The 13,620-nt window shown below is 57.8% G+C and carries 13 protein-coding genes; 7 read left to right on the forward strand and 6 right to left on the reverse strand.

Annotated features, from left to right (window positions below; genetic code table 11):
* Positions 1–45 precede the first annotated feature (45 nt).
* On the forward strand, positions 46–2,271 hold the full coding sequence (locus SLH49_RS13285) for a glycosyltransferase family 2 protein (RefSeq protein ID WP_320269614.1): 2,226 nt from the start codon (positions 46–48) through the stop codon (positions 2,269–2,271).
* Here the strand turns inward: SLH49_RS13285 and SLH49_RS13290 are convergent.
* Positions 2,268–3,314, reverse strand: a complete 1,047-nt coding sequence (locus SLH49_RS13290; RefSeq protein ID WP_320269615.1) for a glycosyltransferase family 2 protein — start codon at positions 3,312–3,314, stop codon at positions 2,268–2,270. The genes SLH49_RS13285 and SLH49_RS13290 overlap by 4 nt on opposite strands.
* Before the next feature lie 191 nt (positions 3,315–3,505).
* Between SLH49_RS13290 and aroQ the strand changes: the two genes are divergently transcribed.
* Positions 3,506–3,949, forward strand: a complete 444-nt coding sequence (gene aroQ, locus SLH49_RS13295; protein WP_320269616.1) for a type II 3-dehydroquinate dehydratase — start codon at positions 3,506–3,508, stop codon at positions 3,947–3,949.
* Entirely contained in the window at positions 3,949–4,710 is a 762-nt protein-coding gene (locus SLH49_RS13300; RefSeq protein WP_320269617.1) for a LuxR family transcriptional regulator, read from the forward strand. Before aroQ ends, SLH49_RS13300 begins: the two co-directional genes overlap by 1 nt.
* A 383-nt stretch (positions 4,711–5,093) precedes the next feature.
* Here the strand turns inward: SLH49_RS13300 and tsf are convergent, their stop codons facing one another.
* The 3 genes from tsf to SLH49_RS13315 all read right to left on the reverse strand — a co-directional run bounded on the left by tsf (position 5,094) and on the right by SLH49_RS13315 (position 8,333).
* Positions 5,094–5,966 carry a translation elongation factor Ts gene (gene tsf, locus SLH49_RS13305; RefSeq protein WP_320269618.1) on the reverse strand — a complete coding sequence of 291 codons (873 nt, stop codon included), beginning with the start codon at positions 5,964–5,966 and terminating at the stop codon, positions 5,094–5,096.
* A 79-nt stretch (positions 5,967–6,045) separates the two neighbouring features.
* The gene (gene rpsB / locus SLH49_RS13310) at positions 6,046–6,840 is read right to left on the reverse strand and encodes a 30S ribosomal protein S2 (protein WP_320240338.1); all 795 of its coding nucleotides are present in this window, start codon (positions 6,838–6,840) and stop codon (positions 6,046–6,048) included.
* Positions 6,841–6,992: 152 nt separating this feature from the next.
* The gene (locus SLH49_RS13315) at positions 6,993–8,333 is read right to left on the reverse strand and encodes a HupE/UreJ family protein (protein WP_320269619.1); all 1,341 of its coding nucleotides are present in this window, start codon (positions 8,331–8,333) and stop codon (positions 6,993–6,995) included.
* Between SLH49_RS13315 and SLH49_RS13320 the strand changes: the two genes are divergently transcribed.
* From SLH49_RS13320 to SLH49_RS13335, 4 genes are all read left to right on the forward strand, one after another.
* Positions 8,332–9,132: a DUF4198 domain-containing protein gene (locus tag SLH49_RS13320; protein WP_320269620.1), complete on the forward strand. Its 801-nt coding sequence runs from the start codon at positions 8,332–8,334 to the stop codon at positions 9,130–9,132. The genes SLH49_RS13315 and SLH49_RS13320 overlap by 2 nt on opposite strands.
* A gap of 36 nt (positions 9,133–9,168) precedes the next feature.
* The gene (locus SLH49_RS13325; RefSeq protein WP_320269621.1) at positions 9,169–10,062 is read left to right on the forward strand and encodes a PfkB family carbohydrate kinase; all 894 of its coding nucleotides are present in this window, start codon (positions 9,169–9,171) and stop codon (positions 10,060–10,062) included.
* Positions 10,059–10,970, forward strand: coding sequence for a pseudouridine-5'-phosphate glycosidase (locus tag SLH49_RS13330; protein ID WP_320269622.1), 912 nt, complete (start codon positions 10,059–10,061; stop codon positions 10,968–10,970). The genes SLH49_RS13325 and SLH49_RS13330 overlap by 4 nt, the downstream gene beginning before the upstream one ends.
* A 74-nt stretch (positions 10,971–11,044) precedes the next feature.
* Positions 11,045–11,779 carry a DUF502 domain-containing protein gene (locus SLH49_RS13335; RefSeq protein WP_320269623.1) on the forward strand — a complete coding sequence of 245 codons (735 nt, stop codon included), beginning with the start codon at positions 11,045–11,047 and terminating at the stop codon, positions 11,777–11,779.
* 3 nt (positions 11,780–11,782) lie between these two features.
* Here the strand turns inward: SLH49_RS13335 and SLH49_RS13340 are convergent, their stop codons facing one another.
* Together SLH49_RS13340 and SLH49_RS13345 are read right to left on the reverse strand one after the other, a co-directional pair.
* Complete coding sequence (locus tag SLH49_RS13340; protein WP_320269803.1) at positions 11,783–12,814, reverse strand: patatin-like phospholipase family protein; 1,032 nt, start codon at positions 12,812–12,814, stop codon at positions 11,783–11,785.
* Positions 12,815–12,835: 21 nt separating this feature from the next.
* Positions 12,836–13,609 carry a 3-hydroxybutyrate dehydrogenase gene (locus tag SLH49_RS13345; protein ID WP_320269624.1) on the reverse strand — a complete coding sequence of 258 codons (774 nt, stop codon included), beginning with the start codon at positions 13,607–13,609 and terminating at the stop codon, positions 12,836–12,838.
* Positions 13,610–13,620 lie beyond the last annotated feature (11 nt).

Here is a 13,620-nt window from a genome sequence, read left to right on the forward strand (position 1 = left end):
GATGCAGACGCGTCTCAGCGCCACTTGCAAGCCGAGGGGGCTCTATTGCCAGGCAAGCTGATCCAACGCAGGCTCGCCGGTCGAGAGATTGGTCGGGTGCGCATCATCGACGTGGTTGAGCATGTTGGTGATGATCGACACGTCACTTTATTTTGCGATGCAGGTACGGACCCCAGTCTCATCGCTCCGATCAACGCAACACCTACGGATGTTAGGTCAGTCGTTGGCGCGCCCGTTCTCACTTTCGCAATGGAAGGCTCTGATCCGCCGCGTTTTCTTATTGATGGCGAAAGCGTTACCTTAACCGCCGCTGAAACCGAACTCCCGCTTTTTGAAGGCCGCAACGCCATCTTGGCCGAACGCAATGGCGAGGATGCGGCAACCGTTTTGGAGTGGCTGCATTATCACGCAGAGCACCACGACCTTGCCGGTGCGGTCCTATTGGATCGTGCGGCACCCGGCAGCGATCCCAGTTTCGCTGCAGATCTGAAACGGGATCTGCCAGATCTTCCCGTCGTACTGTTCACTAGCAACCTAGCGCTTGGCAAGCCCGGCTTCCCGCCAGAGGCGCATCCTTTCTGCGTCCCGGAAGCACCAGGAAAGGACCGCATGCAGGTCCCTGCCCCCGATCCGTGGAGCGCACCGCTCGGCGCGCTAACCTGGTATGAGATCGCACGGATGCGGTTTCTGGCCCAAGCGCGGGCCGTTGCCAATATCGACGTGCATGATCTGATCACCGCCTCTGAGACATCGGTTTTTGATCTTGCCGTTGCCGCCAACGGCGGCTTGATCACCCTGTCCGGGCGCCATTGCTACCCTTGGCGTGTGCGTTCAAACCAGCCTACGCGCTTTGCCGATCATATCTGCGTACAATTTGATGCACGCAGTGGACGCATGCGCTGGTGTATCGCACCAGCCAAAGCTCCTGAAGCGGCTGTCTGGCGCATGGTGCGGGTCGGCAATGCGGTACCTGATCGTGCCCAACGGACAGGCTTCTATCGGCATATGGCGCTGCGCCACCCGACCGACAGTATCTCAAAGATCGTGCCGAAGACGTCACTAGTCGAAGATGACGTCCTTTTGGTGCAGGCAAAGGATTACTTCAAACACGACCCGGTCCGCGTGCCTGAAGTCGCGCCATTGGAAGTACAAAACGATCGCAGCGCAATTGTGACCACGATGAAGAATGAAGGGCCGTTCATCCTTGAATGGCTGGCTTATCATCGCGCCATCGGGTTCGACGACTTTCTGGTCTACACCAATGATTGCAGCGACGGCACCGACACGATGCTGCGAATGCTGATGCAAAAGGGTCTGGTGCAGCATCGCGAGAATCCCTACCGGCAAATGGACCTTAGACCACAGCATGCCGCCCTTCAGGCTGCCGAAGATGAGCCGCTGATCCGCGATGCGAAATGGGTCATCTGCATCGATGTCGATGAGTTTGTGAATATCAAGACCGGCAACGGCACGCTGCGGGCGCTTTTTGATGCGGTGCCCGATGCCAACATGATCGCGATGACGTGGCGCCTTTTTGGCAATGCGGATCGGCACGCCTACGCAGACAGACCCGTCACCGAACAATTCACCCGTTGCGCGCCAGAGCTTGCTCGAAAACCGCATCAGGCCTGGGGCTTTAAGACGCTGTTTGAGAATAACGGCATCTTTAAGAAGCTGGGCGTGCACCGGCCCAAGGGGCTCAACCCGCAGCTTTGGGAGATGATCAACTGGGTCAACGGGTCGGGTCGGTCCCTGCCCCGTGGCATGTATCGTAACGGCTGGCGTTCGACGACCGAGACGTATGGTTACGATCTCGTCCAACTGAACCACTATGCCGTCCGCTCAGCCGAGAGTTTTCTGGTCAAGCGCGACCGTGGCCGCGTGAACCACGTGGATCGCGATCAGGGCCTCGCCTATTGGTTTCGGATGAACAACAATGCCGAGGAGGATCAGTCGATCCAGAAGCGCCTACCGATGATGCAGGCGGAATTGGCGCGGCTGATGGCGGACCCCGACATTACCGCGGCACATCATGAGGCGGTCGCCTGGCATCGCGGGCGCATCGAAGAACTCAAGAAGCAGCCCGATTACGCCCAACTCTATGAGACTTTGACGGCTGAGCGCTTACGAACTTTGTCGCGCCTGCACAGCCATTTCGGCGCGAATGTCTTTCTCTCCGGCCCAGACGTAATCCCGGATGAAGTGCTCGCCCGAAACCCCGAGGAAGACTGGTTTTTTACCGTCGAACTGGCCGGCGAGACGGCGCATTAGCACTCTTCTCTGCGCGCCTTTTCTGCTGTGCGCATGACACCCAGCCCCTGTAGTAGTGCCCGTTGCTGCGACATGGGCAGGACACGCGTGTCCGGCATCTGTTGAAGCCTCGAAAAAAGATAGAAGCTGTCCGAATGGGTCATCAGTTCGGCGATCCGCGCCTTTCGCCACGCCACCCCTTCTTCATGCAACTCCGCAATTTCGGGGTCCGATTTCAGGGCCTCAACACGCGCCGCGACCGCCTTTTGATGGCGCAGGATGCGTCTGTCTTCCACACTATTCAGGTTGCGGTCTGACCAATAGGCCAAGTCGATCGGATCGCTTTCGTGGTTGGGTTTTCCACGGGCCACTTTGACCAAAAAACTCTCCATCGATCCCAGCGCATAATGGTTAATCTGCGCCAGCCCATAGCGCGGCGCGGTCGTCAGCTGCACCGTGCCGGGTATGTCAGGCAGACGACGGCCATTGCCGTCCACCCAATGCCCCCAATCCGCATCTTCAGTCAGTTTGGGCCGATGCACACCCAGCCGGTCATAACGCGCATCCGCGCGGTAAAGCGATTTAAACTGCACCGCGCGCCATGGCCAGAGCAACCGGTCCGGCGCGGCCTGGGTAAACTGCGTCAGGATCGGTGCATCCATAAAATCGCGGATACCGGCATTGCCAAACATCCGCCAGGGCAAGGCAAAGCCGTCCGCCTTTGGGCAAGCGGCAATCAGGTCAGCGATGCGCCCGTCCCCGGCATGAATGCACAGAAACTCATCGACATCCGTGACATAGATCCATTCCGCAGCTTTGACGACCGCGTGGTTCTTGGCCTTGTTCAACGCCCGCCACTGGACGGATTTCTTACCCCCCGCGCGGTTGCGCTCGTGATGGACGTGGCCCAGAGCCGTCAACCGATCCAGCATCTGGTCAGTCCCATCATCACAATCATTGCTGAAGATCAGGAAATCCGTGACGCCGATTTCTTGATGATAGGCCAGCCATTCAAGGATGAAGGGCGCTTCGTTCCGCATAGTTGTGATCGCAACAAGACGCATCAGAGCTTTGCCGTCACCTCGGGTTCGATGCCGAAGAAGCCATCATTACACCGGCCGCGCAAGTATCTATCGCTGAAACAGCGCGCAGCTTTTTCAGCACCCTTTTGAACGCGAACTGGCGGTGACCCGCTCAAAGGAATGAGCCGACAATTCCATTTTGATCAAATAGTCAAAGATGTTAGAGGGACAGCATGACACATGCGATACTGATCCTGAATGGGCCTAACCTGAACCTGTTAGGCACGCGCCAACCGGAAGTCTATGGCCCGACAACGCTGGCTGACATTGAGGAGATGTGTGTCAAACGTGCCGAAGCCCTTGGCGTGACGCTTGCCTTTGAACAAAGCAATCACGAAGGTGCACTGATCGACGCCATCCATGCGGCACGCGGCAAGTATGCGGGCATTATCCTGAACGCAGGCGCCTTCACACACACATCGATTGCCTTGATGGATGCGATTTCTTCGGCGATGGTGCCGGTGGTTGAGTTGCATCTGTCCAACATTCACGCGCGCGAAGACTTTCGCCATAAATCATATATCGCCCCTGTTGCGATTGGGCAGATTTGCGGTTTTGGGGCAGCCGGCTATCCATTGGCCATGGATGCCTTGTTGACCTATCTGGGGGAAGGTTGATGACCGAATTGATTACACAGCTTGATCGGCTGACAAACGCGCGCAGCGTTGAGGAATTGTGGGACGTACACACCAAGCAGATGAGCCAGTATGGCTTTGATCGCCTGATGTATGGCTTCACGCGTTATCGCACGTCAAGTTCGCTGGGCGATCCACAAGATTGGGTGCTTCTGTCCACGCAGAGCCAGGAATATATGAAGGTCTTTTTTGACGAAGGTCTTTATTTCCACGCACCGATGTTGAACTGGGCACTGGCCAATGACGGCGCCTGTTCCTGGCGCTGGATGATGGACATGAACCGCATCGATAATCTGACACAAAGCGAAAAGCGGGTGATGGATTTCAATCGCGAGATGGACGTCACCGCGGGCTATACGATCAGCTTTCGCTCGATCTCAGAGCGGACGAAGGGCGCGATTGCGCTGACAGCACGTGCGGGCGTGACCCAGGATCAGGTTGAGCAGACATGGGCCAAGCACGGTGACGCGATCATCGTGATGAACAACGTGATGCATCTGAAACTGCTTACCCTGCCCTATTCCGGTGAGCGGCATCTGACCAAGCGCCAGCGCGAAGTCCTGCAATGGGTCGGTGACGGCAAGACGACACAGGACATCGCCGTTCTGTTGGAGCTGACCCCCGCAACGGTGGAGAAACACCTGCGTCTGGCACGCGAGGCTTTGGATGTCGAAACCACCGCGCAGGCGGTGCTGAAAGCAGCGTTTTACAACCAGATGTTCGTGGTGGATGCCGACCTTTGACGCAATCTTGTTACCTTTGACCTTACGGCAAAAATCACATGGTTGCGCGAAGGTCAGGTTTCCCTGACTTTCTTAACGTAGGGTTAAATGGCACTTTGCACATGTTCCGTGAGTGGTGGCCTTAGGCCTGGGAACAGCGCTCATTAATCCTTGCGATTACAAGGCTCTGATGGCGCACCGGGTAACCGGACGCTGGCACTTTGGGTTTGACTTGAGGTGTCAGCACCATGTCCATATGCCGTGCCCTCGTCCCGAAATTGGGGCGGCATATTTGGCATCGCGGCACCATGCAGTCTTCCGGGCATGGTGTCGCTTCTCCTCAAGAAAAAGGCCGCCTGTCTGTCCCGACGGCGGCCTTTGACTTTTGATCATGTGGCGGGCGATCAGCCGCCCAGTTTGGCGACCTCTGCGGCGAAGTCTTCTTCGACCTTTTCGATGCCTTCACCCACGGCCAGACGCACGTAACCGGTGATCTCGACGCCTGCCTCTTCGGCGGCCTTGGCAACGGTCAGATCAGGGTTCACGACGAATTGCTGATTCAAGAGCGTCACTTCGGCCATATATTTCTTCATTCGACCGATGATCATCTTTTCGATGACCGCTTCGGGCTTGCCGCTTTCACGTGCAATGTCCATTTGGACCTGCTTTTCTTTTTCGACAACCGCTGGGTCGAGATCCGCTTCGGACAGCGACGCAGGGTTGGCCGCGGCGATATGCATCGCAACCTGACGGCCAAAACCGGCATTGTCGCCCTTCATTGCCACCAGCACGCCGATATTGCCCATGCCATCGGCAGCAGCGTTGTGGACGTAGTTCACCACGCTGTCGCCTTCGATCCCAGCCATCCGGCGGACCGACATGTTTTCCCCGATCACGGCAACGGCATCGGTCACAGTCTGCTCAACCGTTTTGCCACCCATGTCAGCCGCTTTGAGCGCATCGACATCGCCAACACCCAGCGCCGTCTGCGCAATGCCGGAGACCATCTTTTGGAAATCAGCATTCTTGGCAACAAAGTCGGTTTCAGAGTTCACCTCAACAGCGACACCCTTGCCGCCGTCAACAGCAACAGCGACCAGACCTTCAGCAGCCGTGCGGCCCGATTTCTTGGCCGCTTTCGCAAGGCCCTTTGTCCGCAACCAGTCCACGGCCGCTTCCATATCGCCATTGCTTTCGGTCAATGCCTTTTTGGCATCCATCATGCCTGCGCCTGTGCTGTCGCGCAGCTCTTTCACCAATGCAGCGGTGATTGCCATTTTACTTCTCCTTGAAGCGGAATTTCGTCTTGTAGCGGGTGGGGCGTAACGCGCCCACCCGACTGTTTTGTGACAGCGCTTAAGAAGCGGTCGCTTCTTCGGCTTCTGGCGCGGCAGGTGCCTCTTCGGCGATCACTTCCTCGGCCAGTTCTTCCATCGCACCCATATCGACGCCAGCCGCACCCAGTTGTGCGGTCATACCGTCCAGCGCCGCGCGGGCTGCCAGGTCTGTGTAAAGCGCAATCGCGCGGGCCGCGTCGTCATTGCCGGGGATGATGTAATCCACACCTTCGGGCGAGCAATTGGTGTCAACCACGGCGACAACAGGAATGCCCAGCTTTTTGGCTTCTGCGATGGCGAGGTCTTCCTTGTTCACGTCGATGACGAACAAAAGATCAGGCACGCCACCCATCTCGCGGATACCACCCAGCGAGGCTTGCAATTTGCCCTGCTCACGCTCCATGCCAAGACGTTCTTTCTTGGTAAGACCGCCAAAGCCTGTCTCAGCCGCTTCGTCAATGGCCTTCAGGCGGTTGATCGACTGCGAAACAGTCTGCCAGTTGGTCAGCGTGCCGCCCAGCCAGCGGTGGTTCATGTAGAACTGCGCGGATTTCTCTGCCGCTTCCATGATCGGCTTTGACGCCTGACGCTTGGTGCCGACAAAGAGCACGCGACCGCCTTTGGCAACAGTGTCGCGAATGACCTGCAGCGCCTGATCAAGCAGGGGCACAGTCTGTGTCAGGTCCATGATGTGGATGCCGTTGCGCGAACCGTAGATGTATTGCGACATCTTGGGGTTCCAGCGGGCGGTCTGGTGACCAAAATGAACGCCAGCTTCCAACAACTGACGCATGGTGAACTCGGGAAGAGCCATGTCCGTTTTCCTTTTCCGGTTTCAAGCCTCAGCGGGGGATCAGCGTTTTGCCAACCGGTGGACCCTTTGGGATGTCTCCCCATTGGGCCCGCCCCCGCCTGCGGGATTAAGTGCGCGCGCTATAGCGGGGGTTTGGTCCGCTGGCAAGGGGGTTAAAGGAAAACCCGCTCAATAACCCAATAGGCCCCTATAAAGGCGATGGCCAGCGAACAGGGAATGGCCACGAACCGGCGATAGGCATCGACCTGATCGCGGAATTGGATCGACATGATGGAAAGCGCGAAGATCAGCGCAAGCGGCACCGCAAAAAGCCAGACCGGCCCTTCCAGCGCGGCCTGCAAGCCAGTTGGGTTCAGAACGGCCAGTGCAATTGCAATCACCAGAAGCACCGCGTAAAGCGCAAAGCCCTGATTGACTTCATTCTCACCTTCATCGATCCGCAAGGCCTGCCAGACACACAGGAACATGATCGCGATGACGGCAAGCTGGCCGATCTCGACACCAATGTTGAAGCCAATGAGTGCCGCGACAAAAGTTGGCCCCGGCAGGCCGAATTCCTGCAGGACGGATGCAAAGCCAAGGCCATGCAGCAGGCCGAATGCAAAGATGATATAAGGCCGCCAGCGGCTGATCCCCTTCGCCCAGATATTCTCGACCGCGACAAATACGATTGACGCGGCGATCAGTGGCTCGACGATGTTGGCCGGGACATTGACATAGCCCAATGCGGCAAGTGCCAGCGTGATCGTATGCGCCAGCGTGAAGAGCGAGATCTGGATCACCAGCGGACGCAGTTGCGTCGACAGAAAGAACAGCCCCAGCACAAACAGAACGTGATCAAGGCCTTTGGGCAGGATGTGGTCAAATCCAACCGGGATGTAGTCCACAAAAGTGCCCCACCCGCTCGTCTGACCACTGCCCGCCAGGAGGATTGGGTCAGAGATAGCACCGGGCACCAGATAGCCGTCATAAGGCGCAGGCACATCCATCTGACGCAACACGAGAACACCAAATTCCGGAGCCCAGCCCATCTGCACACTGATCGCACCGTCCGGTAATTCGGCACTGAACTGAAGCACGGAACTGCGCACAAGCTCCACATTCCCGACCGGTTCGACGATGATGCGGTCAAGCACCGGCAAGAGGGTGATCCCATCCGCAGACAATGTGATCCGTTCGGCCATTTCCGGCCAAAACGCCTCAAACTTGGCTTGCAACTCACCCGGCTCCAAAGCGCGCAAGGCATCATACATTTCGGCCTGGGCAGCGTCATTGGTGTTTGCGGCTTCGGCCAGATCCACCCCTGCAACAAAGCTCTCGACATTCGCGCGCACCTCGAAAACCACACGGTCACCCACCACACGCATATCCGCGATGGATGGCAGGACCTCATGCGCCTGTGCCGCTGACAGCGTCGTGATCCAGATCGCCATCACGCTTGACAACAGGCGAAGGAAGGCCACTCTGATCCGATCAAAATAGGGAGTACTCATGCGCGTTCTTGCATTCATCTTATGTCTGATCTGCCAGCCCCTGATGGCCCATGAATTCTGGATTGAGCCCAAGGCCTACCAGATTCCCGCGGACGGTAAACTTGAGGCTGATCTTGTCAATGGCGAAGAGTTTAGGGGTGTCACCATTCCTTATCTGCCGGGTAATTTCGTCAATTTCGTCCTCTTCGCTGGCGCGGATGGGGCCCGCGTGCAAGGTCGGCGCGGTGATATTCCTGCGCTTAATCAAGATCCGTTGACGGATGGTCTGCATGTCGTCGCATACCAGGCCCGCAACGCAACGGTGGATTACGAAAACTGGCGGAAGTTTCAACGGTTTGTCGACCACAAGGATTTGGGCAATGTCCGCGAACAACACGATGCGCGCGACTTACCGATCACGGATTTTACGGAAGTCTACTCGCGCTACTCCAAATCCCTGATCGGCGTCGGAGATGGCGCGGGTGCTGACCGCCGCGTTGGGCTTGAGACCGAGATCGTGGCACTCACAAACCCCTACACGGACGATCTGTCAGATGGGTTTAGGGTCCAGCTTCATTATCTCAATGACGTCCGCGCCAACGAACAGGTTGAGGTGTTTGCGAGGGCTCCTGGCGGCGCTGTCGACATCACGCTCTACCGCACCGATGCAAATGGCGTTGCCACTTTTCCGGTAATGCCGGGCCACGCTTATATGGTGGACGCGGTCGTTCTGCGCGCGCCAAGCACGGACGTGGCTGAACGGACGGGCGCAGTCTGGCAAACGCTTTGGGCCAATCTGACATTTGCCGTGCCGGAGTAGCTTGCACCTAGGCTGCGGCTGCAGCACAAGGCGGTCATGACAAAGACGCCTGATATACTCTGCATCGGCTCGGTCCTTTGGGATGTGATCGGGCGGTCGGCGAGTCATATGCGTGTGGGGTCGGACGTGCCGGGACGTATCACGCGGCTGCCGGGCGGTGTGGCGATGAATATCGCGATGACCTTGCGCCGTTTCGGCATGACCCCTGCCCTGCTCAGCGCCATTGGTAAGGACGCCGAGGGCAATGAGCTGATTGCCGAAGCCAAGCGTATGGGCATGATCTGCGATCACGTCTACCGCTCCGAAGACCTGCCGACGGATGTCTACATGGCGGTCGAGGGCGCAAATGGCCTGATCGCCGCGATTGCCGATGCCCACTCACTGGAGGCGGCAGGCGCAAAAATCCTCCGCGCACTCGAAAACGGCGCGCTTGGCTGTGTGGAGCAACCTTTTGCCGGCCCCGTGGCGCTTGACGGTAACCTGACCGAGGAACTCTTGCAGACAATCGCGACCTCCCCCCTCTTCGCCGCCGCAGACCTGCGGGTCGCTCCAGCCTCTCCGGGCAAGGCGGAACGCTTGCTTGCACTGATCAACCACCCCTCCGCCACGCTTTACGTGAATCTCGAAGAGGCGGGGCTGCTATGCCAGACAACCTTCAATGACGCCACAAGCGGCGCGGCAGGCCTGATCGCGCGCGGGGCCTATCGCGTTCTGGTCACCGATGGTGGCAATGCTGCCGCCGAAGGCACCGAAGGCGACATCATCACGCAAACCCCACCTGCCGTCATGGTCACCCGCGTGACTGGCGCGGGCGACACCTTCATGGCCGCCCATATCGCCTCGGAAGCCCAAGAGATGGACCGTGCGGCCGCACTCACCCGGGCGCTTGACGCCGCCGCAACCTACGTCTCCGGAGAGAACCCTTTATGATCCCCATCACCTTTAGTGCAGAGGTCGCCGCGGCGCGAGACACGGGCGCACCGATTGTCGCACTCGAAAGCACGATCATCACCCACGGCATGCCCTTTCCGCAAAATGTCGAAACCGCGCGGCTGGTTGAGGCCGATATTCGTGCGGCAGGTGCAACACCGGCCACTATCGCCGTCATCGCGGGCCAATTGCATGTGGGGTTGGAAGCGTCAGAGCTAGACGCCCTTGGACAGGCACAGGATGTGGCCAAACTCTCGCGCGCCGATCTCGCGGCCTGCATTGCAACCGGCGGCACCGGGGCAACAACTGTGGCCGCCACGATGATTTCAGCGCATCTGGCAGGCATCGCGGTTTTTGCCACCGGGGGCATTGGCGGGGTGCATCGCGGGGCGGAACAAAGCTTTGATATCTCAGCCGACCTGCGGGAACTGGCACAAACGCCCGTGACGGTGGTGGCTGCAGGGGCGAAGGCGATTCTCGATCTGCCCAAAACCTTTGAAGTGCTCGAAACGCTCGGCGTGCCCGTCATCACTTACGGGCAGGACGTTCTCCCGGCATTTTGGTCCGCAAAATCAGACATGGCCGCGCCGCTGCGCATGGATCACGCAACGGACATCGCCAAAGCGCATCAGATGCGTGCAGCCATGGGCCTCAAAGGTGGACAGTTGGTGACAAACCCGATTCCCGTTGCCGACGAGATCCCGATGGCAACGCTTGCTCCGATCATCGACCAGGCCCTTGGCGAGGCAGAGGCGCAAGAGATAACAGCGAAGGAAGTCACGCCGTTCCTGTTGGGTCGTATCTTTGACCTCACCGAAGGTCGGTCGCTGAAGGCGAATATCGCCCTTGTGCGCAACAATGCGCGGCTTGCTGCACAAATCGCCATCGCCTTATGCAAATCGCTGTGACGCACTGACGCTTACGCTTGTGACCGCAAGGTGCAGCGCCTAGATGTGCGTTAACAATCAGGGCCGAAGAACGTATGAGTAATCCAAGCCAAGACGAGATCAAACGCCGCGCGCGGCCAGGTATTCTGGCGCGACTGCGCGGGAATTTCATTGCAGGTGTCATCATCGTTGCGCCAATTGGCCTGACACTCTGGCTGATCTGGACAGTTGTAGGCTGGGTAGATAGCTGGGTCTGGCCCTTTGTGCCGGATGCCTATCAACCCGGTGAATTGGTCAATCGTATCCTGGGGCTAGAGGGCGAAGATCGTATCACCGTCAATGTGCGCGGCGTCGGTGTTGTCATCTTCCTTCTATTCACCATTATCGTGGGCTGGATCGGCAAAGGCATCATTGGGCGGTCATTTCTTGGTATCGGGGAGCGTCTGGTGGATCGCACGCCCGTTGTCCGGTCGGTTTATAACGCAGCCAAACAGATCGCCGAAACCGTCTTTTCGCAGCGCGATACGTCGTTCGATACGGCTTGCCTTGTCGAATATCCGCGCAAGGGGATCTGGGCGATTGCGTTCATATCAACCAATGCCAAGGGTGAGATTGATGCAAAGCTGTCCGATGGAGAGCCTGTGGTCACCGTGTTTCTGCCAACAACACCCAACCCAACATCCGGCTTTCTATTGTTCCTACCGCTACGCGATATCAAACCGCTTGATATGAGTGTCGAGGATGCGGCGAAACTCGTCATCTCTGCCGGGCTCGTCTATCCCAACGGGAATGGCAAAGAGGTCGAGGCACTGCCCACGGCGGCAGAGTAGCACCTAGTTGAACATCTCTGTCAGGTTGACGGAACTGCGCTTGCCGATGTCTTTCTTGTGAGACTTCAGGAAAGCATCCGCTGCCGCCTCTCCCGCCTCTTTCAGCCGGGCGAGCACAACCGCATTGGGGATCGTCTTGGTCGCCACGTTCAATTCATTCATCAGACCATCATCGGCGATCATATGGACGAGCACATCCTTCATCGTCCCGCGCTTGATCGATCCGTCGCTCAGCAAGCGCTTCACAAACTCAATCGCCCGCAATTCGCGGAACAGCGATGAGTTAAAGCTGATCTCATTGATCCGGTTCTGGATCGATTGGCTGTCCGTCGGCAGCTCATCACGGTGCAGCGGGTTGATATTTACAATCAGAATGTCGTCCGGTAAATCATTGTGAAACAAAGGGAAAAGTGCCGGGTTTCCGGTATATCCACCGTCCCAGAACGCCTCCGTCTGTCCCGTTTTCGGGTCCGTGAACTCCACCGCCTGAAAAAGGCTCGGCAGACAGGCCGAAGCGAGAATCACATCTGGCGAAATCTCATCCCCGCTAAAGACCCGGATCTTGCCGCTGCGCACATTGGTCGCACAGATATTCAGACGGGGTCCGTAGTTTGCGCAAACCGCGTCATAATGAAACTCCGACACAATCCGCTCCAGCGGATTACGCATCGTGGGGCCGTAGACATAAGGCGAAAACATCCGCGACGTCATGTCAAAGACATTATAGGCGGGCGAATACTTCATCGCCTGCGCCCAAACATGGGCTGTGGGCGCGAGTGATGACACCCATTCGGACAACCGCTCATCTGTGATGGCCCCAACCTGCGCCCAAAGCCATTCGAGGTTTTCCAGCGCGCCCTCGCGGCCATTCGCGACCCAGCCGGATTTCAGCGCTGCAGCGTTTAACGCCCCCGCCGAAGTGCCTGAAATAGCTGTGATTTCGATGTCTTCTTCATGAAGAAGCCGACAGAGAACGCCCCAGGTAAACGCCCCGTGCGCGCCGCCACCTTGCAAGGCGAGATTGATCTTTTTCATCATCGTCAGCCCCTTTTGCGATCAGAGCGCGGTCCAACCCCCGTCAACGCTGATTGTCGTCCCGGTCACCTGTGCGGCGGCATCAGAACAAAGATAAACCGCCGTACCACCCAATTGCTCGACAGTCGCAAACTCCTTTGAGGGCTGGCGCTCCAACATCACGTTCTTGATCACATCCTCACGCGACATGTTGTATTCTTTCATCGTGTCAGGGATCTGCGCCTCAACCAACGGGGTCAGCACGTAACCCGGGCAGATCGCGTTGCAGGTGATCGGCTCTTGCGCCGTTTCCAGACCGATTGTCTTGGTCAGCCCCACAATCCCATGCTTTGCAGCCACATAAGCCGATTTGTAGGGCGACGCAGTTAGGCCATGGGCCGAGGCGATATTGATGATCCGGCCGTAGCCCTTCTCACGCATGCCCGTCACTGCAGCGGCAATCGTGTGAAAGGCCGACGTCAGGTTGATCGCAATGATCGCGTCCCACTTTTCGGTCGGAAAATCCTGGATCGGGGACACATGCTGGACACCGGCATTGTTGATCAGGATATCGCAACCACCCGCATCGACGATCAGCTGCCGACAATCCTCGGCCTTCGACATATCCGCCTGCACATATTTTGCGCTAACGCCCGTCTCCTGCGCGATTTCAGCCGCCAGTGCGTGGTCTTCTTCGCGGTCGGTAAACGAGTTCAGGACGACATCCGCCCCCGCCTTCGCCATTTCTTTGGCTACACCAAGGCCAATGCCTGAATTTGATCCGGTGATGACGGCGGTTTTTCCTGCAAGCGACATGATTTGGCTCC

The sequence above is a fragment of the Cognatiyoonia sp. IB215446 genome, assembly GCF_033963825.1.
Classification (GTDB): domain Bacteria; phylum Pseudomonadota; class Alphaproteobacteria; order Rhodobacterales; family Rhodobacteraceae; genus Yoonia.